This window comes from Pollutimonas harenae (assembly GCF_004153685.1).
GTDB lineage: Bacteria > Pseudomonadota > Gammaproteobacteria > Burkholderiales > Burkholderiaceae_B > Pusillimonas_C > Pusillimonas_C harenae.
The window spans coordinates 411763-434972 of the sequence record NZ_SDQD01000001.1; the positions used below are offsets into that span (position 1 = coordinate 411763).

Genomic DNA, 23210 nt, shown 5'->3' on the forward strand with positions numbered 1-23210 from the left:
CGTCACCTACCTTTTTTCCGCATTATCGTTCCCTGGCGCAGCTTCGTCTAGCGCGGGCTGTACATCAGCAAGGCGCATCAAGAGGATGGAAATACGCGCCCCCCCTTCACGACGGTTGGAGATATCGATTCGACCGCCGTGTTCCTCGATAATTTTGTTAACTATAGCAAGACCAAGCCCTGTTCCGCTTGCCTTGGTTGTGACATACGGCTCAAACACCCTGCTTAATACCTGTGGTGCAAAGCCTGGGCCGTTGTCGGACACCGTCAGCCTGACCGCAATATGTTCGGCACCATCTTCGGCGCGTGAGGTCGTGCATTTAGTTTGCACATAAATTCGGGCATCTTCAAGGGGCTGCTCCTGGCATGCAGCATCCCGCGCGTTGGCCAGCAGATTATGAATGACTTGTCGCAACTGTGTGACGTCACCTTCGATATGCGGCAAGTTCGGGTCAAACTCGACTTCCAGCCCCACGCTGCGTCCGTCCTCGCGTACGGTGCCTTCGACGGGATCCCAGCCATATAAAGTCAGGACATCACCTATCAGCCCATTGATATCAATGGGCTGCATCTGCGCGGGCGGCGTACGCGCATACTCGCGAAAGTCGTCTACCATTTTTTTGAGCGATGCCACCTGACTGACGATGGTATTGGTGGACCGCGTCAACATGGCAGCGTCATCTGCGTTAAGCCGGCCACCCAGTTTCATGGCCAAGCGTTCGGCAGACAGCTGTATGGGCGTAAGTGGGTTCTTGATTTCGTGGGCCAGCCGCCGGGCGACTTCACCCCAGGCCACCGTACGATTGGCCGAGATCACCTCACTGATGTCATCGAACACCACCAGATAGCCATTGCCGCGTCCATCCACATGCAAATGAGTGCCCCGCGCCAGCAAGGTGACAACATGTTTTTTCTTTTCGTTATCGCTTGCAGCTTCGAGCTCGAGCTCGAACTGCTGCTGCCAGTACAAGCGTTCCGAACCAACGGCGGCATGCGCGGCAAATGCTTGCCGTATCAGCTGCGACAAGGCAAAAGCACCATCCGCCGTTTCCAGGGGACGCCCTTTGACCGAACGCAGGTCAACACGCAAAATACTTTGTGCGCCCTGGTTGAACATAGTGACCCTGAACATTTCGTCAAACACCAGCACACCCGAAGACAGATTGCTGAGCACCGACTCCAGGTATACATTGGAACGTTCCAGCTGCTGCCGATTCTTTTCAACCATATGACGGGCCTCATCCAGTTGCCGCGTCATGGCGTTGAATGAACGGGTCAGCTGCCCCACTTCATCACGCTCAGGCGGCTCAGGCAGAGGGCGGTAATCGCCCACACCCACCGCCTGGGTCCCGGCCGCCAGCGTCAGCAAAGGCCGCACGAGGCGCCGCGATACCGCCAGCGCCACCACCACTGCGGCAAACACCGCCAGAATCAAGGCTAGCGTCAGGGTAATGCCATATAGCTTGCGCAGACCCAAACGAGACAGGGCCAGCTCCTGGTAATCACGAAACCCTTGCTGCACCTGGTTGGCGTTGCGGGCTATTTGCTCGGGTACCGGCTCGATCACCTGCAACCAGCGCATCTCGTGTGAAACACCCAGCGACGAAGAGTATCTATCTGGCGTATTGACCGGCACCACAACGCGCAAATGTAAGTGGGCGCTGGATGGAGCAACGGCATCCTGCCCATCAGCCTCATCGATTTCTGCAGCGGAGTAACCACCAGAAATTCTTAACTGATTGACCACACTGCTGGGTGGCACATCGGGGAACAACTGGCCATAGGCAGACGAAGAAAACGCAACCAAGCGTCCGTTGCCGGTAAACACCAAAGCTTCGGACACACCGCTGGTCTCACGCAAGCGCGTGATGATAAGTGCCATTTCGGCATCGTTGGTGTCGCCCAAACGAGTGGCCATTTCTTTGGCCCGGATGTTCAAGTCGCCCAGCTGTGCATCGAGTGCCGCCCGGCCCAGATTCAGGCCCGCCTCGAGCGCACTGTCGACCCGGACGTTGAACCACGACTCGATTGATCGCGACATGAACTGCACTGACAGAACGTAAATCAACACTCCAGGCAGCACGCCTATCAAGGCAAAGTACAAGGCAAAACGAGCAGTCAGGCGGGCACCGAATTGCCGGCGGCGAACCTGGCGCATCAACCTCGCTGCCAGTACCACCACCCATGAAATCAAGGCGACGGCAAAGATCAGGTTAAGTATCAGCAGCAAGTCGTACTGCTGGGCGTAACGCGATGCGTTTCCGGTGGACCACACCAGCAATGCCAACAACGACAGCGCGCTGATCGCCGCGACGACCAGCGCTATGCGCAAAGACCACCGGACTATGGCCGGGGTGCGTCTAGTGAGATTGAAAAATTGAAATTTTTCCATGGAGTAGCCAAGGACCAGGCACTGCTGTTGTAAGCGTCGACTTGAAAAGGCCGGGCCAGCAGCGACGTATTCAGACGCACCCGCAGCCGTCCTTCGTATGCTTCATCGTGATCGAGATCTTCTAGTGGGGCCACGGACCACCCACGTATATTGCGCACCAAAGACAAGGCATCGTCGAGCGAGGACTCAGGCAAAGATAGCTCGCCGGTGCCAACGCGCCACTGCCTTGTGAGCGCGTTGTACACAATACGCCATGTCTGTTGCTCGTCGACGACCTTTTTATCAAACCACCACCAGCGTGGGGACTCGATGACAAGATCGGCGGTGAAGTAGATGGGCACGCCTTTCTGGGCAGCATTACGTAACTCGCCGGACACGGTGAAATCAACGTCTGCATCGATATACAGCTTGCCGTCCCGCACGATGGGCTCTACGCGAACCACGCGATCGCCCTGCCCGGACAAGCTGACATCAGCTTGCGCGGGCAGAAACAGGCACAGGACTAAAGCCAGCAGGAGACGCAACATTGACGCATACCCGTACACATATAGAACACCAGAGTCATCCCTTATTTTTGACGACTCACGCCGTCTTGGCAAACAGAGCGTAAAAGAAACCATCATTCGATATTGCCGAATCGCGCGCCAGGGGCAACAGCTGTCCCGGGGCCGCGAGACGGCTGGCATCAGAATGACGTTTTGCGAATTTTTCAGCCTGTTGCTCGCCTTCTTGGGGAAAGATGGAACACGTAGCATAAAGCATATGCCCCCCCGGTTTGACTGTCGTCCATAGCGCATCGACGATGCTGCGCTGCAAGGCCGCTGTTTTGGCGATATCTCCCGGGCGCCTCAACCACCTGATGTCGGGATGGCGACGTACGACACCTGATGCCGTACACGGCACATCGGCCAATACCGCATCAAAAGGCCGGCCATCCCACCACGACGGCACATCTGCCGCATCTGCGCACTGCAAAACCACTGATTTGCGGTTTAGCTTCAGGCGATCAAGATTTTGCGAAACCCGCTCCAGTCGGTCCTGATCAGCATCAAGCGCCAGCAACTCGACATCCGCCCGCTCCAGCAAGTGGGCTGTTTTTCCGCCAGGCGCGGCGCAGGCATCAAGCACACGCATGCCCGAGCGGACGGGAAGTAGCAGCCCTGCCTGCTGTGCGGCCAGATCCTGTACCGACCACCACCCCTGTGCAAAGCCAGGCACCTCGTGCACAGGCCGCGGCGTCAGCAGCGTGATGGCCTCGTCCCGGACATGCACGGCAGGAATACCGGCCTCTTCCAGTCTTGCCAGCATGTGCTGTACCGAGGAATGGCGTATATTGACACGCAGGGTCATGGGCCCCGGAACATTGGCGCTGTACAGCAGTTCCTGCCATTGGTCGGGATAGCTGCGGCGCAGTTGCTCTACCCACCATTCAGGGTGATTGAATACCGCTACTGAATTTTTCCTGGCCTGCGCTAAAATAGCGCTTCTTTCTCGTGTAAAACCCCGCAAGCTGCCATTCAGCAATGCTTTATAGCTGCGCATCCGGTGCTGACTGCCTGCTGCCTTGACAGCCTGATCAACCACGGTATGTACGGCATATACCGGCACATGCCGCCATTTGACCTGATCAGGCGCAGGATCGTCGGCGTATTCCAGTGCCGCGTCAAGCAGTGCCAGCGACACCAGCAGCAGCGCGTCAAACCCGGGATTGGGCGGCGTACGCCGCACCAGAATTTGTTTTATCGCACGTGCCGTTCCCAGATGCCGCATTGCATGAAATGCGACTGACTGGGCCGATGCACGCACTGCCGATGGCGTGGCAGCCAGGCTGTCCGATAACGATCGGCCAGCCAGCACCGCCTGCACATTTTGTGCGCTGGCCAAAATGGTGTCAGACAGTGTAGGGGTACGTGTTGGCTTTGAAGGGGTATCGGGCACGAATGCAACAACCTGCGTAAGTTCGCTTTTACCCGGACTTTATCATCAATTCGCGAGTAAGACCTGTTTGCAGCCAGAAGGCCAGTCCAATGCCCCGAGCTGTTTTTATCCAGATTTTTTATCGAGCCACAGGCTCAACGAGGTAAACCATGAGTTCCCCTAAAGTCGGTTTTGTCAGCCTGGGCTGTCCCAAGGCGCTGGTTGATTCCGAGCGCATCCTGACGCAATTGCGTACCGAGGGCTACGCCATCACGCCTGACTACGACAATGCCGATGTCGTCGTCGTCAACACCTGTGGCTTTATCGACAGCGCCAAGGCCGAGTCACTGGACGCCATAGGCGAAGCCATTGCCGAGAACGGCAAGGTGATTGTCACCGGCTGCATGGGAGTCGAAGAATCGCTGATACGCGACGTACACCCTGCAGTACTGGCTGTCACCGGTCCGCAGCAATACGAACAAGTCGTACGCGCCGTGCACGAAGCGGCCCCTCCCGACTTGAATCACGATCCTTATATAGACTTGGTTCCCCCACAGGGCATCAAGCTGACCCCGCGCCATTATGCCTACCTGAAGATTTCCGAAGGCTGCAATCATCGATGCAGTTTCTGTATTATTCCTTCGATGCGTGGCAACCTGGTCAGCCGCCCCATAGGCGACGTCATGGGAGAAGCCGAACGCCTGGTCAAGGCCGGCGTCAAGGAACTGCTGGTCATTTCGCAAGACACCAGCGCTTACGGTGTCGACGTCAAGTTCCGCAGCGGTTTCTGGAACGGACGCCCGATCAAGACACACATGACGCAGCTGAGCGAGGCCTTGGCCGGGTTTGGTGTGTGGACCCGCCTGCACTATGTCTACCCCTACCCTCATGTCGACGAAGTCATCCCGCTGATGGCCGATGGCAAGATCTTGCCCTATCTGGACATTCCCTTCCAGCACGCCAGCCCCAAGATACTGAAAGCCATGAAGCGTCCGGCTTTCGAAGACCGCACGCTGGCCCGCATCAAAAACTGGCGCGAGGCCTGCCCCGACCTGACCTTACGCTCAACCTTTATCGTTGGATTCCCGGGCGAAACCGAAGAAGACTTCCAGTATCTGCTCGACTGGATGACCGAAGCTCAACTGGATCGTGTAGGTTGTTTCCAGTATTCGCCCGTCGAAGGCGCCCGCGCCAACGAATTGGCCGACCAGGTACCCGACGAGGTCAAGCAAGAGCGCTGGGATCGCTTCATGGCACACCAGCAAGCCATCTCAACAGCGCGCCTGGCCAACAAAATCGGGCGAGAAATCGACGTTCTGATTGACGAAATCGATGACGAGGGTGCAATAGGCCGGTCCAGCGCCGACGCCCCGGAAATCGATGGCAATGTATTTGTGAGCAGCGACAAGGTGCTGAAGCCGGGCGATATGGTGCGCGTACGCGTTACCGACTCCGACGAGTACGATCTGTACGGAGACGCTATTTAAAAGTGGGCGCTATACGCGGGTCAATCCGACTTGCGCCATACACTTGCCAGCCAGGTTTGCTGCGCGCGCGGTAAACCTGGTGGCCGATAGTAGTGATCGAGCTCGCTGAAACCCGCGGCAGTCACCACCGCGCGCCATGCATCGATATCATGGTAAACACCGTAGCGGCCGGCGTTCCAGCCTTCCTGATTTTGCCCACGCGGATTAGAGCTGAATAGAACGCCTCCGGGCTTCAGCGTGGCATGCAATTGCTGCAAAACCTTTGGCAGAATCAGGCTGGGTACATGGAACAGCGAGGCATTGGCAAAAACGCCATCAAAAGAGGCATCGGGCAAATTCAGCTCGAAGAAATCCTGCAACCACACCTCGCAGCCTGAATGCGCCCGGGCCATCGTGACAAAAGCATCAGTCCCATCCAGGCCCACGGCAATATGGCCCAGATTCGTAAAAGTCAAAAGATCGCGTCCCGGACCACAGCCAAAGTCCAGCACACGATAAGGCGCATTGCCCTGTATGGTGCCCAAAAACGCGTCAATGTTCTGACTGACGTCGTGATCCATCGTCCCCATGCGGAAACTTTCCGCGCTCTGCCGATAATGTTCGAGCGTCGTTGCCGAAACGGCTTTCAAGTCTTCAGCTTGCGGTGTTGTCATTGTCTACCCCTATAGGCCTCTGGCCAGCCTGCCGGCTAACGGTCCTGCCAGCCTTGCACAAAGACTGAGACCGGCTGGCGCTTACCACCAGCCTTTTGCAGCTCCAACAGGTGCAAAATACCGTCTGTCGTCACAATATCGATACCCTGGGCATTAGCCTGCAGCACTTGCCCCGGCTGCAAGCCGGTTGCGGTCGGCGGCAATGCCGTGGCATTCCAGACCTTGACGGGGTCTTTCAGACCCGGCAAGACCATGGTCGAACCCGGCACCGGGTTGAATGCGCGTATACGCCGCGCCAGCACAACGGCCGGCTGGCTGAAATCCAGTGGCGACTCTGATTTATCAAGCTTGGCAGCATATGTTACGCCTTCTTCTGGCTGTGGCTGTGCCCTCAATGTCCCCTGCTGCAAGGCATCGATGGCTTCCAGTATGGCCTGAGCGCCTATCACGGCCAATACATCGTGCAACGCAGATGCGTTCTGTTCATCGGTAATAGGGGTGACATGCATGAGCAGCATATCGCCCGTATCCAGACCCTGGTCCATCTGCATGATGGTCACACCGGTTTGTGCGTCGCCCGCCTCGATAGCCCGCTGTATAGGCGCAGCACCGCGCCAGCGCGGCAACAGGCTGGCATGAATATTGAAGCAGCCATGCGTGGGAAGCGTCAGCACCCACTCAGGCAGGATCAAGCCATAGGCGGCCACTACCATCAAGTCGGGTGCGGCGGCCTGCAAGGCCTGCTGCGCCGCACGAGCCTCATCCGGATACTTGCCGTCAAGACGCAAGCTGCGCGGCTGACAGACCGGAATGCCCGCAGTCAAAGCCGTCTGTTTGACCGCGCTGGGCGTAAGCTTCAGCCCTCGGCCCGAGGGTCGGTCGGGTTGAGTCAAAACCAGCGGCACCTCGTGCCCTGCCGCCAGAATCGCGGCCAACGCCTGGCTGGCGAACTCTGGTGTCCCTGCAAAAACTATACGCATAAATGAAAAAACCGATTCACATCAATGAATCGGCCATGATACCAAGCAGATTGAAAAACAGCGCGCTGAGCCTTGCCCGAATCAAGCCTTGAGGGCTTCGCGTTCTTGTTTGCGCAAACGCGTTTTAATGCGATTTTGTTTCAGTACAGACAGGTACTCGACAAAGACCTTGCCCAGCAAATGATCGAGCTCGTGCTGCACGCAGACAGCCAACAGGCCTTCGGCGTCGAATTCGTAGGTTTCACCCTGTTCGTTCAGTGCGCGTACCCGTATGCGCGCTGAACGCTCGACCTCGTCGTACACACCGGGGACCGACAAACACCCTTCTTCGTAGACCTGCACTTCATCGCTTTTCCAGATGATTTCGGGATTGATGAGTACGATAAGGTCATTGCCGTCTTCAGATACGTCTATGACGACCACACGCTCGTGTACATCGACCTGGGTTGCGGCCAAGCCCACACCCGGCGCATCGTACATGGTTTCTGCCATGTCGCGCACCAGCTGGCGTATGCGGTCATCGACCTCGGCTACGGGCTCGGCAACCTTGTGCAAGCGCGCATCGGGGTATCGAAGAATAGGAAGTAAGGCCATAAGAACAAATAATCCGGTAAAGCATGTGTAAGCCTCTATGATAAAACAAACTTTGTACGCGCGCGCCGAATTGAAGGCAAACCATACGTCAACTTCGTCCTACTCCAGCCAAAACCGCCGCAGCTTATGTCAAACTAGCGTAATGCCCATCATTTTCCCCAAAGAAGAGCTCAGCTCATGGATACGCCTGTCGCTCGAACCCGGTCTGGGCCCGGCGCAAGCCCGCCATCTGCTGGCCACGCTCGGCCTGCCGCAAGACATCTACGCCGCTGCGTCCGGTCATCTGGCCAAGCTGCTTCCCAGCAAGCTGGTGCAGCAACTCAAGCAGGAGCCCAGCAATGATATCCAGACCGCCATCGCCAATACTCTGGCATGGCTCGAGCACCCGCAGCACCATCTTCTGACGCTCGCCGATCCCGCTTATCCCTGCAGCCTGCTCGATATCCACGATCCACCGCTGCTGCTGTACGCCAATGGCAATCCCGACTACCTGAACCGCCAGGCAATCTCTATCGTGGGGGCCCGCAGTGCCAGCGACGCCGGGACAGACAATGCACGTGCTTTTGCCCAGCATCTGGCCGAGCAAGGCTGGTGCATTGTCAGCGGCCTTGCCATGGGTATCGATGCCGCCGCACACGAAGGCGCCCTGCGCGCCGGCCCCAACGGGGGCGGTACAGTAGCCATCATGGGCACGGGCATTGATATCGTCTACCCCGCCCGCAACCGCGAGCTTGCCCACCGCATCGCACAAGACGGGCTGTTGATCTCGGAATTTCCGTTGGGCACACGCGCCATCCATTATCAATTCCCCAAGCGCAACCGCCTGGTAGCCGGCATGGCACGCGGCGTACTGGTGGTTGAAGCCGCCAAGCAAAGCGGCTCACTGATCACTGCTCGCCTGGCATCAGAAATGGGCCGCGAAGTCTTTGCCATACCCGGTTCCATCCATTCTCCGCTATCACGAGGCTGTCATGCCCTGATCCGACAAGGCGCCAAGCTGGTGGAATCCGCCGAAGACATCCACGAGGAATTGGGGCATCCAAACCTCATGCCTGATCGGCTCACTGCCAACCCAAATCCAGCCACTGCGGCGACGGCTTCCAAACAACCTGAAGCACCAGCAGCGCCAGCCATACGGCTCATTCTCGAAGCAATGGGATACGACCCTGTCGATCTGGACACGCTGCAAAAGCGCACTCAACTGAGCTTGTCTGTCTTGAACAGCAGCCTATTGACACTGGAGCTGTCAGACACCATCGGGCGACAGGCAGACGGCCGTTTCTTACGCCGCTCCACACTGCATTCACGGTAATATACTGGCTTGCCATTTGTAAGCTCCGTTGCCGCCCCCCTGAATCAGGAACGCCTTTATGTCTTTACCCAGCAAAGTCAAAATCGTCGAGGTCTCGCCACGCGACGGGCTGCAAAACGAAAAAGAATTCGTCGATACCGCCCTGAAAATAGAACTGGTCAACCGGCTGTCAGCCGCTGGCTTCGTCAATATCGAGTCCGCCTCATTCGTTTCGCCCAAATGGGTGCCACAAATGGCCGATGGCGGCGACGTCATGGCGGGCATCATCCGCCGGCCCGACACCCTCTACTCGGTACTTACCCCCAACCTGCGGGGTTTTGAGGCGGCCCTGGCAGCCCATGCCGACGAAGTCGTGATCTTCGGCGCCGCCAGCGAAGCGTTCTCGCAAAAAAACATCAATTGCTCCATCGCCGAATCCATCGCCCGCTTTGAACCCGTCGCCCAAGCGGCCAAAGAAGCCGGCGTTCGACTGCGCGGCAGCATCAGCTGCGCGCTGGGCTGCCCCTATCAGGGCGAAACTCCCATCGAGTCCGTCGTTGATGTGGCCCAGCGCATGCTGGCCCTGGGCTGCGATGAAATCGATGTGGCCGACACCATAGGCACAGGCACCGCCAAACGCGTCGGCCAAGTCATGCGTGCCGTCACCGAGGTGGTCGACCCGGCCCGTGTCTCCGGCCATTTCCACGACACTTATGGCCAATCGCTGGCTAATATTCTTGCAGCCATGGAAGCCGGCATCAGCATTTTCCACAGCTCTGTGGCGGGCCTGGGCGGCTGTCCCTACGCCAAAGGCGCCACCGGCAACGTCGCAACCGAAGATGTTTTATACATGATGCAAGGCCTGGGCATCGAAACCGGCATTGACCTGGAAGCCGTGGCCGATACCGGGCTATGGATATCGCAGCACCTGAACCGCAAATCATCCAGTCGCGCCGGCACCGCGCTGGCCGCACGCAAGGCGGTGTAGTTTTGCTGTCGCACTTAAGGCCCAGCACCGAAGAGCATACCCAACTGCTGCACGAACTCGGCCCCCTACCCATCAGGGGTACGGCCTGGCCCGGATGGATCAAGATACTGGCCTGGGTAGTACTCGCTTTCATAGGCGGTCAGATCGTACGCATCGCGGCGGGTCCGCTGGGGCAAAACATCAGCTCGATGGTCACGGGCAGCATTATTGTCTGCTTTATTGGTTTGCTGGTGCTGGCGCGCTATATGCATGTTTCACAAACCAGCATCACCGAGACAGGCATACAGCAGTCATGGCTGAGTCGGCGCGAAGTTGCCTGGGAAGACATTCAGTTCGTGAAATTCATCCCGCTGTTTGCATCAAAAAAACTCATTTGTTTTCTGGGACGTGGCCGGCCAGTGGTATTTCAGGCGGGTACCAAAGAATTGCAAATTGCATTTGCGCGGATTTCGCTGGTGTACCGAAGGCGCAAATAAGCCCAGGTGTTGCGGCGCTATTGCTTGCTCTTGAGCCTTCCCGCTCTAAAGTGAGGAGGTTTTTAAATTACGGTCCTATGCAGATGTGGCGCAGACACGACAAGAGCCTGCACCACGACTCCTTACTCTCCAACAATAGCCGAAACATCGACCACATACATCTGACGCTGGCCCTCATGCACGGAATCAATGCAGACCTGTGAGCCAGTACGGTTCCAACGTGGATGCAGGTCACAGCGGCTAACCTTCTTGAGATCCGACGTATAGAAATCGCCAATATCGTAGGCGACATCCTTTTCAGTGTCATAGATCAGCAGTTTGCGAATACTCGTTTGCGAGTCAGGATAGGTATCGGTCAACAGCCAGCGCTGGTTGGTGGGGCTGTAGCTCATATGACCATTTTCTGTCAACAAGCCCTGCCCAACAATATCAACTGAGCCGCCATCCTTGTCCTGATACAAGTGATAGTGGATGGCGTCCGCATGCGGGCCCCAGACAATGATATGGTCATCGTCCTTCCAGAATGGATGGGAAATCTGATACTCGGATTTTTCGTAATCGTACGTGCCAACCGCATTGGGATCGAAGTTTTCTTGCAGCTGTGGCAAAGGGTGATCTGAACATTCAAGCAGACGCATGCCGGACCCATCCGCATTAACCGTAATCAGGCGATGCAAGAAGCAGGTTTCATCTTCTACACGCTCTGTCCAACGGTGCAAAAATAAAATGCGCGATGAAGACGGATTGATTTCGGCATGGCTAATCCAGTGGATGGCCTTGTCCATTGATGCTCGATGATGGAATGACTTAAGCTGATCGTAGCTGACCAGAAGCCGCGTTTCACCGGTTGGCAAATCAATACGGCGCAGGCCGTCATCTGCCGGACACAAAGGCAAATCGGTTGCCCTGCCCCGGTCCTCACTATAGCCAATGGTTTCATGCGTCACATAAAGACGGCGATAGTCCACGGTAATGGCGTAACTGCTATCAGGCGCGACGGAATAGACCGGGTGCGCAAGCGATGTTGTCTCGTTAGTATCGATATCGTGAATCAGTGCACCAAACGATGGGTAGTGCCCGTCGGATGAAGCCGCGCGGACGTTGAAAATTACCTTGTTTCCCGTGGCGCCATCGAGCCACTGCAGTTGGCAACCCATCTGCCAATTCCAGGTGCTTGTTTCACCAATCTTGTGGAAGCTGTCGTTATCGCTGACGTCGAAATAGCCCACAGCCGCGACCTGGTCGGGCGTGAGGTCTGCATCCATACTGCCATACTGATTAGCCAGGACGTAGGGCTGTGTCTGGTGCCATGGCGTTTTATTGTAGTAGCCAAAAAAATGGTGGGCCGCCCCCGTGCCCAATTGGCGAATAGGGCACGTCTTCTTGATAATCTTAGTACTTGAGAAATCCATTTCAAACCTTAAAAACTGACCGCCCTCAGGGCGTCATTTATTTTGATGCCGATTTTGCAGGTCGTGCACCGAAATAGACGGAGGCGACGCAAAGCAGCAGCAACACAATAGAAAAGGGCCTCGTCACAAATTGGAGCAGCAAAGCGCCAACATCCCCCTGCACCAGCATCATGGAGCGTGACAGGTTGGACTCGGCCATAGCACCGAGCACCAACCCCAGCACCATGGGCGCACGCGAGACCGAGAACACTGAGAATAAATAACCAATGAGGCCAATAAACAGCATCAGGCCAATGTCCGCTACCTGGGCGCGTATGGCGTACGAACCGATAATGGCAAGCGCCAAAATGGACGCGGCCAAGACCTCACGCGGCAACAAGATGACCTTCACACAATATTTGGCAACAAAAATGCCCACGGGAACAAAGATGATGTTGCTCAGGAACAGACTAAAGATAAAGCCATAGGCGATATTGGGTGTGTTTTCGAATAATGCCGGTCCTGGCGCCAAACCATGAATAATCAATCCACCCATAAGTACTGCAGTAACGGCATTTCCCGGAACGCCCAGCGTCAACAGCGGAACCAACGAACCACCTGTCACCGCGTTGTTGGCTGTCTCAGAGGCTACCAACCCTTCTTCGGAGCCTTTACCGAACATCTCGGGTGTGCGCGAGCCGCGCTTGGCCAAATCATAAGCAATAAAGCTGGCAATGCTGGAGCCCGCCCCGGGGACAATGCCAATGATCGTACCGATAATGCTCGAGCGTATCAGATTCAGCCCTTGTGCCAACGTGTCCCGTAATGTAGTCCATACTCCAGCGAAGCTGGATGTGGTTTCTTTCTTCTCTTTTTCTTCTCCCGTGATCAGGCTGATCACCTCGGGAACGGAGTACAGGCCAATCAGCGATATGACCAATGGCAGGCCATCGTACAAGACCGGCATATCAAAGGTCAGTCGCATTTCACCAGTCATGGGGTGCATACCAATCACGCTGATGATCAGACCTAAGACACCGCCGATCATGCTCTTGAGCATGTCACCTTCCGAGAGCGACGCGATAATGGTCACACCGAACAAGGCCAGCAGGAAATACTCGGGGGCCCCGAGCATCAGGGAAAATTCCGACAGTGCAGGCGCCATGAACAAGAGCACGATGGTGCTGAAAAGACCGCCCAGGCATGAGGCATACACCGACAAGCCTATCGCCCGCCCGGCCTTACCTTGCTGAGACATGGGGTAGCCATCTTGACACGTAGCAACAGCCGACGGCGTTCCTGGGATATTCAGCAAAATGGCACTAATTGACCCACTGAATGTCGAGGCCAGATAAATCCCACCCAATAGCGCCAGACCGATCTCTGGCGGGAATGAAAAGGTGACAGGGATCAGCAGGGCGACACCCATCGTGCTGGTCAGGCCGGGCAACATGCCGATGAACACACCAACCGTGACACCAATGAACACGGCGAGCAGCATCGAGGGCGCCATAGCCGTAGCTAAGCCAACATAAAGATTCTCAAGCATCCTGCATCCTTAAAAAAACTTGAAGAACTGATCTATGGGGATGCGGCTGTCAGGCAGCGACACATTAAGAAATCCGAAGAACACGATATATATGAACAATGACAGCCCTATCGCATACAACAGATGCAAAAGCCGGTGATGTCCGGCAATCAGCACTTGTCCCGCATAGATCAACAGGAAAAATGAGACCAGGAAGCCAATCATCGGAATCAGTAGGGCACAAGCCCCTACTAAAACGAAAATTAGCAGCGCTTTGCCGTGCGCGCTTACGGCACTGGATGTCGACGCTACCTGGTCTGGATGCTGGTACGAACGCGTTAGCACGACAACCAGATAGGCAATGCTCATCAAAGTCATAGCCAGGGCAAGCCCTCGCAGCAGGACTGATGAGTCGTAGGAATAACTGAATGCTTCCCAAGTTAAGAACACACTAAGAAGGGATGCAGAAATAGCAAAGACAATATCTTTTTGCTTACTGTGAGACATGAGGGTGCCTTTGTGCGTGCCAGAGCAGCCAGTGCCCTGGCACACGCCAATTTATTTCATTAAATCAATATATTGTTTGGCTTCAGTACGGGATGCCTGCAGTTCCTTTTCAAACTCTTCGGCGCCCATATAGGTCAGTACAACACCCATCTTTTCCGAAGCAGCCTGAAACTCAGGATCGGCCAGGAGCTGCTGGAAGGCATCCTGCAGCTTTGCGATACGTTCAGGTGCTAAACCTTTAGGTGCAGCGACGCCACGGATGGCGGTGCCAACGCCTGGTACCGTTTTACCAGCAGCTTCGGTGGCTGTTGGCGTATTCGGATACGAGGGATGAGATGCCTTGCTGAAAATGGCGAGCGGACGGATACGACCAGATTCCACAAGCTGCAAAGCAGAACTGGCCGTGAGTAGCGCAGCCTGTACCTCGTTACCCAATAACCCGGTGGATGCTGGCCCCGAGCCGCTATAACTAATGAAATTCACGTCAACACCAAGCGCGTCTTCAAGTGCAGCCGCTTGCAGGTGAACATTCGATTGCGGCCCATCTCCACCCACGTTGAGCTTACCAGGCTGTTCTTTCACCTTGTTGATGAACGAAGCAAAATCAGTAATATCGCTTTTTTCGTTAACGGCCAGAATAATGGGGTCGGACTGAATATTGGCGATAGGCTGGAAATCATCCAGCGTGTATTCCACACCCTTACGCATCAGCTCGATCATGAAAACGGAAGGAGAGCTGAGCAGGCCAATGGTGTAGCCATCAGGTTTGGACTTGGCAAGGCGTGTGAAGCCAATTTGACCGCCTGCACCCGGTGTGTTTTCCACAACCATCCGGACACCAAGATAAGGTTCGATATGCTTGGCCATCAGGCGAGCAACGGTATCGTTACCACCGCCGGGCGAATACGCCACGGTCATGGTGATTGGCTTTTCCGGGAAGCTGTCGGCATGAGCTGCGCTGACGACAACAGACGCCGACAGGGCGACGAGGCTGGATAGGATGAGTCTTTTCATAACTGTGTTCTCCGAATGATTATTTAGCTTTTATCTTCAATAAATGTCGACAACGATGGCGGCTGAAAAGCCACTGACTGAAAACGACGGGATGACCTTCCTGATCAAATGAGGTGCGCTCATTGAGCAGGCCTGCAGCGGGCAGCTCCGACACATGCAGTGCCTGGGCATCCTGTTCTGCTAATAAAACCGGATCCAGAACTAGCGTTACTTCACCTATCTGAACACCATAATCGTCACGAATTTTCTGCGAAAACAATTTGGTGGTCAGAAAATCGTCTGATGACAAATTCGAGAATCGTGACAGTGAAAGGTAGATGGTCTCGATAAACAGAGGGGTTTCATCAGCTTTGCGAACCCGTACAACCTTGATGAGGTTTGAGTTGGTTGGCACAGCCAGGATGGTGGCAATATCCGCTGAACGAAAGTCTGTTTGAAAGGTGAGCAGCTCGATCTGGTTGGAATGTCCGCTGGCTTCTATCTGGAGGTCGAAATCATGTACGCCCAACAAATCGCGGCTGACCACATCTGGATGCGCGACGAAATTACCCGCGCCGCGACGTGTTTCGACCAGTTCTTTGCGCTTCAAGACGCCAATGGCTTCGCGTACGGTAATACGGCTGACACCATAGGCCTCGCCGAGCTGACGCTCGGTAGGTAGTGGCGCGCCGACAGGCAATCGCCCGCTGGCAATTTCATGTTCAACCACATTCGCAATCTGTATATAGAGCGGAAGATGATCGGTTTTGGAAACGGTTTTACTTAGCATATAGCACCTTATCAAGACGACAGGATGTCATGACGTCTTATCACGATATTAACGTATGACAGCAAAATCGTCATTCTGGAAAACCCTTGGCTCATAAGGGGAAGAAGTCAGCCCGTCAATATTTCCTACGTTCCGGAGGAACGTAACAAAGAGGTTCGCCAGCGCCAATTTTTAATTTATATTTTTATTTCAATGGGTTAGGTTTTTAGAGCCGGCTGTTTTGGGCACCTGCTTCGTATTGACCACAGCCGTTTTGCGCCAGGCGCAGCAGCTGCCTTGGGTGGAGCCAGAGAAAAAAATGGCTGAATAACAGGCTCAAGTGACATCGAACCCCAGAGCATCAGGCCGCAGATTCTGCCAACCTGATCTATCTCCGGTCTGGTGCTGGCTGCCCTCAGTGCTGCCAGCACTCCAAGTTTCGCGGCCGCCTACCGAACCGGCAGCCCATACATCAGCCCGCCATCCGTCCATTGGGCATTCAAGCCACGCTCTATCTGCAAGGCACTGCCCTTGCCTACATTACGCTCGAAACTCTCGCCGTAATTGCCAACTTGCTTGATGATGTTATAGGCCCATTTTTCATCTACGCCCAGATTTTTGCCTGCGCCTTCCGTCACCCCTAACAAGCGCTTCACGTTCGGGTTTTCGCTTTTCAGCTTCTCATCCACATTGGCCGATGTGATGCCCAGCTCTTCAGCGCCTATCATCGCCTGCAAGGACCACTTCACCACATTCAGCCAGCGATCATCACCCTGGCGAACGAACGGCCCCAGCGGCTCTTTGGAAATGATCTCGGGCAGTACCTGATAATCGTCGGGATTCGAGAGCTTCGATATACGGATGGAAGCCAGGCCTGAAGCGTCGGTCGTGAATACATCGCAGCGGCCGGCTGCAAACGCATTGACTACTTCGTTGAATTGCTCGATCACTACAGGCTTGTATGTAATGTTGTTGGCTCGCGCCCAGTCAGCCATGGTGTTCTCGTTGGATGTACCCGTCTGCATGCACACTGAGGCACCGTCCAGCTCTTTGGCGCTGTTAACACCCAAAGACTTGGGCACCAGAAAGCCCTGGCCATCGTAAAAATTGACGCCTGCCGAAATTGCCCCCAAGGCGGTGTCGCGCTGTTGCGTAACCGTGGTGTTACGTGCCAGCAGATCGATCTCGCCAGACTGCAAGGCTGTAAAGCGTTGTTGTGAACTCAGCGGCACGGCCTTGAATTTTTCTGCATCACCCAGCGCTGCGGCGGCAACAGCCCGGCACAGGTCTACATCAAGCCCTTGCCACACACCCTTGGCATCGGGTGCTGAAAAACCGGCAAAGCCGGTGGTTACACCACAATGGACCACGCCACGCTCTTTGACCACATCGAGCGTATCGGCGTGAGCGGTTGAAAAGCCAGCGGCCAGGACAGCCAATCCGGCGACATACTTGAATTTGCGCATGAACATCCCCTATTTAGAAACAACAAGCGTTTGAGCGCATGTTACTGCAATCAGCCAGGGGATAAGGCACATAAACTTATTCGTAATTGCGTATATCGTCGATGACCTTGCCATCATTGGGCAAACTGCCTGGTGCCACCGGCTCGATATCAGCCCTCAACTTGGTCAGCTCGCGCACCGAGCCCGCAATGCGAGCAAGAGCCTCCTGGTCATGCTGCACCACCTCAACCTGAAGCGCCATAACGTCGCTGCCGACCTTGCCACTGATTACCAGCCTGGCCTTCTGGATGTCCGGGTGCCGCTTCAGCACACTGGCCACTTGCGCGGGATGCACGAACATGCCTCGTACCTTGGTGGTTTGATCGGCCCGACCCATCCAGCCCTTGATGCGCATGTTGCTGCGGCCGCAAGGCGAGCGACCAGGCATCAGTACCGACAAGTCACCTGTGCCGAAACGAACCAATGGGTAATCGGGGTTCAGGGTGGTGACAACGACTTCGCCTACTTCACCATCCTGGACGGGCTCGTTGCTTCCTGGACGTACGATTTCAAGAATGATGTCTTCATTCACTACCAGGCCATCACGGGCACTGGTCTCGTAAGCCATCATGCCCAGGTCAGCGCTGCCATAGGCCTGGTAGCCGTTGATGCCGCGCTCGGCAAACCACTTGCACAAGGACGGAGGAAACGCTTCGCCCGAAAACAGAGCCCGTTTGAGCGAGGGCAAAGCCACGCCCAGTTCATCGGCCTTTTCAAGAATAATTTTCAAAAAGCTGGGTGTGCCGGTGTACCCGGCAGGTGCCAGATCGGCAATGGCTTGTACCTGTTGTTCCGTTTGCCCCACCCCACCCGGAAACACCGTACAACCCAACGCATGGGCCGCGGTCTCCATCATGGAGCCAGCTGGCGTGAAATGGTAAGAAAAGCAGTTATAAACCAGCTCGCCCGAACGAAAACCAGCCGCATACAGTGAGCGGGCGAAGCCCCAATAGTCTTTGCGTTGGCTTTCGGGTTCGTAGATGGGGCCTGGCGAAGCGAACACACGAGCGGCTTCACCCCAGCCTATCGCCGAAAATCCGCCAAACAGTCGGCTGACCTGCGGTAGACCCTGTCCCGCCTGACCTTGCCGCATGGCCAGTTGCGCCTCCAGCAACTCGCTTTTGCGTATGACAGGAATTTGTGCAAGATCGGCCCGGCTACGAACCGCATTGACATCAAGCCCCTGCAGTTGCTGTGCAATAGCCGGCGCGCGCTCGCAAGCGCGCCTCAGTGCATCCGGCAGGCGCGCCAGCAAATGTTGCTCGCGTTCGGTGGCATTTGCCGCCTCACGATCTTCGTAGTACTTGCTCATGATTTACCCCACCAGGCCGTATGACCCGGTCGCAAAAGTTTGCTCCCACGCTATTACTGGCCAGCCCCTAAGCCAGCCAGCGCTTGCGTCGTCGATAGAATTTGGTATCGCGAAAGTTCTTGCGTTCACCGCTGGACACGCCCAGATAGAACTCCTTGACGTCCTCGTTCTCGGCCAGTTCGCGCGCCTCGCCATCCATCATGACGCGGCCATTTTCCAAAATGTAGCCATAGTCGGCATAACGCAAAGCGATATTCGTGTTTTGCTCGGCCAACAGGAAACTGACTTGCTCGCGCTGGTTCAGATCCTGGACGATCTCAAAGATTTCTTCCACAATCTGCGGCGCCAGACCCATGGAGGGTTCGTCGAGCAAAATCATGGTTGGACTGGCCATCAGGGCGCGCCCTATCGCCGTCATTTGCTGCTCGCCACCCGAGGTATACCCGGACTGAGTACCGCGACGCTGCTTGAGCCGTGGAAAATACTGATAAACCTTATCGAGCGAAGCAGTGAGCTCACCTCGACTGATCTGGCGCGTGTAGGCACCCGTCAGCAGATTTTCCTCGATGGTCAGGTGCGCAAAGCAATGGCGCCCCTCCATGACCTGCACCACGCCGCGCTTGACGAGATCGGCCGGCGTCAGTTTTTCGATACGCTCTCCGCGATAATCGATACTGCCTTTGGTGACATCACCCCGCTCTGCCTTAAGCAGATTGGACACCGCACGCAAGGTGGTGGTTTTTCCCGCGCCATTGGCACCCAGCAAAGCCACGATCTTTCCTTCCGGCACGCACAAGGAAACCCCCTTGAGCACCAGAATTACGTGGTTGTAGATGACCTCAATGCCGTTGACATTAAGGAGAATGTTTGGGGTCTCGGCCTGAACAGTCGCATTCATACTTGTGTTTCCAGTAATGGCCAGATCCGGCGGCCGCTTACGACGGCCGCCGGCAGCCTGGCACTACACTTAGCCCTCGCAGTTACGAACTTCGAGTTTCTTTTCTTTGGCGTACTTGGCGGCAAGTTCCTTGACCAGCGGCCCCACATACTTCTTGTCGGACTGATACCAGTCGGACGCGATTTCAAACTTGGAGCCATTCCATTGAATGATTCGCGCCCAGTCATCACCCATGTGATTGCTGCACGAAGTTTTGACCGGCTTCATCAACTTAGCGAAACCGAGTTCTTCGAGGCGCTCCTGTGTGATGTTCAGGTTTTCGAATCCCCAGCGGACTTGCTCAGGCGTCATGTGCTTGCCTTTGCCATATTTCTCTTGGGCGGTACGTATGGCTTCGACCTGCAGCATGGAAATCATCATGCCGCGCGTGTGGGCGATGGTGCCTACATATTTTCCATCGGTATCAGTGCCCTGGCCCTTGTCGTAGACGTATTTCTTCAGGTCTTGGTGAACCTTGCCGTGGTCTGCACTGTTATGAATGGTGATACCGTTGTAACCCTTGGCCACCGCGCCCAGATCCTGAACGTCGTTCTCGGAGCTGGCCCACCAAATGCCATACATCTTGTCACGGGGATAGCCCACAGCCTGAGCTTCGCGTATGGCCGTCGGCGTCATGATGCCCGCACTCCAGAGCAACAGGAAGTCGGGGCGACTTTGGCGTACCTGCAACCAGGTTGATTTTTGCTGCACGCCAGGGGCTGTTACCGGATAGAGCAGGAGCTCGAAACCATTGGCTTCAGCACGTTTCTTCAAGAGTGCGATAGGTTCCTTGCCATAAGGCGAATCATGGTAGACCAGCGCAATCTTCTTACCCTTGAGCTTGTCTTCGCCGCCCAGCTTTTTCGCAATGTCCTGAATCATGACATCGGCAGCAGTCCAGTACGTACCCAACAGCGGGAAGTTCCACTTGAATACAGAGCCATCAGCTGACTGAGACAGGCCGTAGCCCACTGTTTCGATGGAGAAGCCATCGACAATAGCTTTGTCGGTGAGTGCAAACGTAATACCGGTGGACTGCGTATCGAAGCCCGATGCACCGCCATGACTGTTCTTGAGGCGCTCATAGCACTCAACGCCGCGGTCGGTCGCGTAGGCGGTCTCGCACTCTTCGTAGACAATCTTTACGCCGTTGATACCACCATCGCGCTCATTGACCAATTTAAGATAATCCATCTTGCCGTCAGCCCATGGAATACCCAATGGCGCGAACGAGCCAGTGCGATAGGCCAGCAGCGGTATGAACTGCTCGTCGGCGGCCGCCGCCGGCAAAGATGCCGTAGCCAGGGTACCTGCCACAGCAATCATGGCTGCAGCCAATTTAAATGAACGTTTCATCTCCAAGTCCTCCTGATGGTGTCTATATGCACCGTTTGCGTTTCGACATGGCCTGAACCGACCAGCCGGGTTACTGATGTGTTGCCAAAAACAGAGGCCTTCCCTTGGTCAATGCGGAAAGGGCCAGATACGTAGTTTCTCTTTGCCTATGCTCCATAGTCGTGCCAATCCGTGAGGCTCGACAATCAGGAAGAAGACAATAAGCGCGCCAAAAACCATGTGCTCGATATGCGATGCCACATCGACTGATATGGACAGGCCGAACAGATGTGGAACATTGGTCAGTAGTACCGGCAACAGCACCATGAATGCTGCGCCAAAGAAACTGCCAACAATCGAACCCAGGCCGCCAATGATTACGATGAACAGCAGCTGCAAGGAACGGGTCAGATCAAAAGCCAGGGGTTCCCAGGAACCCAGATGTATATAGGCCCAGAGGGCGCCCGCCACACCGATGATGAAGGAGCTGACGGCAAAGGCAGTGAGCTTGGCATATACAGGACGAATACCAATCACCGAGGCCGCCACGTCCATGTCGCGAATGGCCATCCATTGCCGGCCGATAGCCCCACGCACCAGGTTCTTGGCCAGCACGGCAAACACCACTACAAAAATCAGCACGAACACGTAGCGCTGCACAGGCGTTTGTATGGGTAGCCCGAAAGCAGACAGCGCAGGCACAGATACGTTGCCCGATGACGAGTAATTGGTAAAGAAAGGAATGCGCAAGAAAGCCCAATCGACAAAGAACTGCGCCGCCAGCGTAGTGACGGCCAGGTATAGCCCCCGTATGCGCAGGCTGGGTATACCAAACACCACTCCTACCAATGTGGCAAACACCCCACCCAGCAGTATCTGGACCACCAGCGGCGTAGCCGGTATGCGTACGCCGAAGTTCCAGGCGGCATACGCCCCAACTGCCATGAAAGCGCCCGAGCCAATGGAAATCTGGCCGCAATATCCCACCAGAATATTCAGGCCTATCGCTGCCAGAGAAAGAATCAGGAAGGGTATGAATATGGCCTGCAGGAAGTAGTTGGAGGCCAGCAGGGGAACCAGCACAAAGGCCACAAGCAACAGCCCCAGCATGAAGGTTCGGTCTTGCCGTATGGGGAAGATCTGCTGATCTGCCCGGTAGGTGCTTTTGAACTGGCCGTTTTCACGATAAAACATAGTCGTCTATACCTAATTCGCTTAAACGCGGTCAATAATTTTTTCGCCAAACAAACCTTGCGGGCGGAAGAGCAAAAACACCAGGGCAAGCATGTAAGCAAACCAGATTTCAATACCGCCGCCCACAAAAGGCCCCAGATAAATCTCGGAGAGCTTTTCACCAACACCGATGATCAGTCCTCCGATAATGGCTCCGGGAACCGAAGTGAGCCCGCCCAGAATGACCACGGGCAGTGCGCGCAAGGCGGCTGTGGACAAGGTGAACTGAACCCCGAACTTGGACCCCCAGATAATCCCCGCAACCAGGGCCACCAGCCCGGCAACCGTCCAGACCACGACCCATATGCGATTGAGCGGGATACCTATGGATTGCGCAGCCTGGTGGTCGTCAGCCACCGCGCGCAATGCACGCCCGACCGATGTGTACTGAAAGAAGAAAGCCAGTGCGGCCACCAGCAGCGCCGAAATGCCCGCCGCAGTCAGGTCTTCAAGGCTGATGAGCAAGCCGCCTTCGAACACGCTATCAAGGATGAACACGGGATCTTTGGGCATGCCAACATCGATGGTATAGACGCTGCTGCCAAAAATGATCTGGCCCATACCGTCAAGAAAGTAACTGATGCCTATGGTCGCCATCAGCAAGGTCGTACCTTCCTGATTGACCAGGTAGCGCAAGACCCAGCGCTCGATGGCTATGGCAATCAGCCACATGAACACCGCAGCAAAAATGAAAGCAAGGACATTGGCCAGGAACAAGCTTTCTATGCCCAGCCACTGCGGTATCCATTCCGACAGGCGTGCCATGGCCAGCGCAGCGATAAGCACCATGGCGCCTTGTGCAAAGTTAAAGACCCCCGACGCCTTGAAAATCAATACAAAACCCAGTGCCACCAGGGAATAAAGCATGCCTGTCATCAGGCCGCCAAACAAGGTTTCCAGAAAAAATGCCATGTCTGATATCC

21 protein-coding genes are annotated in these 23210 nt (G+C 55.5%); 4 read left to right on the forward strand and 17 right to left on the reverse strand.

Going from position 1 to position 23210, the window contains the following annotated elements; all coding sequences use genetic code 11:
- Positions 1–6 precede the first annotated feature (6 nt).
- Genes ERD84_RS01900 through rsmB form a run of 3 tightly spaced genes read right to left on the reverse strand, consistent with a single transcriptional unit; the run spans position 7 to position 4329 of the window.
- Positions 7–2391, reverse strand: coding sequence for a sensor histidine kinase (locus ERD84_RS01900; RefSeq protein ID WP_130037714.1), 2385 nt, complete (start codon positions 2389–2391; stop codon positions 7–9).
- Positions 2343–2918: a DUF4390 domain-containing protein gene (locus tag ERD84_RS01905; RefSeq protein ID WP_130037716.1), complete on the reverse strand. Its 576-nt coding sequence runs from the start codon at positions 2916–2918 to the stop codon at positions 2343–2345. The genes ERD84_RS01900 and ERD84_RS01905 overlap by 49 nt, the downstream gene beginning before the upstream one ends.
- A gap of 55 nt (positions 2919–2973) precedes the next feature.
- Positions 2974–4329 carry a 16S rRNA (cytosine(967)-C(5))-methyltransferase RsmB gene (gene rsmB / locus ERD84_RS01910; protein ID WP_130037718.1) on the reverse strand — a complete coding sequence of 452 codons (1356 nt, stop codon included), beginning with the start codon at positions 4327–4329 and terminating at the stop codon, positions 2974–2976.
- Between the two features lie 149 nt (positions 4330–4478).
- On the opposite strand from rsmB, the gene rimO reads away from it, so the two are divergent.
- On the forward strand, positions 4479–5795 hold the full coding sequence (rimO, locus tag ERD84_RS01915; RefSeq protein WP_130037720.1) for a 30S ribosomal protein S12 methylthiotransferase RimO: 1317 nt from the start codon (positions 4479–4481) through the stop codon (positions 5793–5795).
- Positions 5796–5815: 20 nt separating this feature from the next.
- On the opposite strand, the gene ERD84_RS01920 is transcribed toward rimO, so the two are convergent.
- From ERD84_RS01920 to def, 3 genes are all read right to left on the reverse strand, one after another.
- Entirely contained in the window at positions 5816–6448 is a 633-nt protein-coding gene (locus tag ERD84_RS01920; RefSeq protein ID WP_130037722.1) for a class I SAM-dependent methyltransferase, read from the reverse strand.
- A 35-nt stretch (positions 6449–6483) separates the two neighbouring features.
- The gene (gene fmt, locus ERD84_RS01925; protein WP_130037724.1) at positions 6484–7428 is read right to left on the reverse strand and encodes a methionyl-tRNA formyltransferase; all 945 of its coding nucleotides are present in this window, start codon (positions 7426–7428) and stop codon (positions 6484–6486) included.
- An 81-nt stretch (positions 7429–7509) separates the two neighbouring features.
- On the reverse strand, positions 7510–8022 hold the full coding sequence (gene def, locus ERD84_RS01930; protein ID WP_130037726.1) for a peptide deformylase: 513 nt from the start codon (positions 8020–8022) through the stop codon (positions 7510–7512).
- Between the two features lie 142 nt (positions 8023–8164).
- On the opposite strand from def, the gene dprA reads away from it, so the two are divergent.
- From dprA to ERD84_RS01945, 3 genes are read left to right on the forward strand one after another with little or no spacing between them, the layout of a single operon-like run.
- Complete coding sequence (gene dprA / locus ERD84_RS01935) at positions 8165–9334, forward strand: DNA-processing protein DprA (protein WP_130037728.1); 1170 nt, start codon at positions 8165–8167, stop codon at positions 9332–9334.
- 58 nt (positions 9335–9392) lie between these two features.
- Positions 9393–10301: a hydroxymethylglutaryl-CoA lyase gene (locus tag ERD84_RS01940; RefSeq protein ID WP_130037730.1), complete on the forward strand. Its 909-nt coding sequence runs from the start codon at positions 9393–9395 to the stop codon at positions 10299–10301.
- Positions 10302–10303: 2 nt separating this feature from the next.
- Positions 10304–10777, forward strand: a complete 474-nt coding sequence (locus tag ERD84_RS01945) for a hypothetical protein (protein WP_130038858.1) — start codon at positions 10304–10306, stop codon at positions 10775–10777.
- Positions 10778–10899: 122 nt separating this feature from the next.
- On the opposite strand, the gene ERD84_RS01950 is transcribed toward ERD84_RS01945, so the two are convergent.
- The 11 genes from ERD84_RS01950 to ERD84_RS02000 form a co-directional block, all read right to left on the reverse strand.
- On the reverse strand, positions 10900–12189 hold the full coding sequence (locus ERD84_RS01950; protein WP_130037732.1) for a hypothetical protein: 1290 nt from the start codon (positions 12187–12189) through the stop codon (positions 10900–10902).
- 37 nt (positions 12190–12226) lie between these two features.
- A complete protein-coding gene (locus tag ERD84_RS01955; RefSeq protein WP_130037734.1) occupies positions 12227–13717 on the reverse strand; it encodes a tripartite tricarboxylate transporter permease in 1491 nt (496 codons plus the stop codon).
- Positions 13718–13726: 9 nt separating this feature from the next.
- Entirely contained in the window at positions 13727–14203 is a 477-nt protein-coding gene (locus tag ERD84_RS01960) for a tripartite tricarboxylate transporter TctB family protein (RefSeq protein WP_130037736.1), read from the reverse strand.
- Positions 14204–14254: 51 nt separating this feature from the next.
- On the reverse strand, positions 14255–15121 hold the full coding sequence (locus ERD84_RS01965) for a tripartite tricarboxylate transporter substrate binding protein (protein WP_209019806.1): 867 nt from the start codon (positions 15119–15121) through the stop codon (positions 14255–14257).
- A 115-nt stretch (positions 15122–15236) separates the two neighbouring features.
- Positions 15237–15986, reverse strand: coding sequence for a GntR family transcriptional regulator (locus ERD84_RS01970; RefSeq protein ID WP_130037740.1), 750 nt, complete (start codon positions 15984–15986; stop codon positions 15237–15239).
- 428 nt (positions 15987–16414) lie between these two features.
- A complete protein-coding gene (locus ERD84_RS01975) occupies positions 16415–17431 on the reverse strand; it encodes an amino acid ABC transporter substrate-binding protein (protein WP_130037742.1) in 1017 nt (338 codons plus the stop codon).
- 76 nt (positions 17432–17507) lie between these two features.
- On the reverse strand, positions 17508–18782 hold the full coding sequence (locus tag ERD84_RS01980) for a phenylacetate--CoA ligase family protein (RefSeq protein ID WP_167667217.1): 1275 nt from the start codon (positions 18780–18782) through the stop codon (positions 17508–17510).
- 67 nt (positions 18783–18849) lie between these two features.
- On the reverse strand, positions 18850–19680 hold the full coding sequence (locus tag ERD84_RS01985; protein ID WP_130037744.1) for an ABC transporter ATP-binding protein: 831 nt from the start codon (positions 19678–19680) through the stop codon (positions 18850–18852).
- 69 nt (positions 19681–19749) lie between these two features.
- Positions 19750–21075, reverse strand: a complete 1326-nt coding sequence (locus ERD84_RS01990; protein WP_167667219.1) for an ABC transporter substrate-binding protein — start codon at positions 21073–21075, stop codon at positions 19750–19752.
- Positions 21076–21183: 108 nt separating this feature from the next.
- Positions 21184–22248, reverse strand: coding sequence for a branched-chain amino acid ABC transporter permease (locus ERD84_RS01995; RefSeq protein ID WP_130037748.1), 1065 nt, complete (start codon positions 22246–22248; stop codon positions 21184–21186).
- Positions 22249–22269: 21 nt separating this feature from the next.
- On the reverse strand, positions 22270–23199 hold the full coding sequence (locus ERD84_RS02000) for a branched-chain amino acid ABC transporter permease (RefSeq protein WP_130037750.1): 930 nt from the start codon (positions 23197–23199) through the stop codon (positions 22270–22272).
- Between the last annotated feature and the right edge of the window lie 11 nt (positions 23200–23210).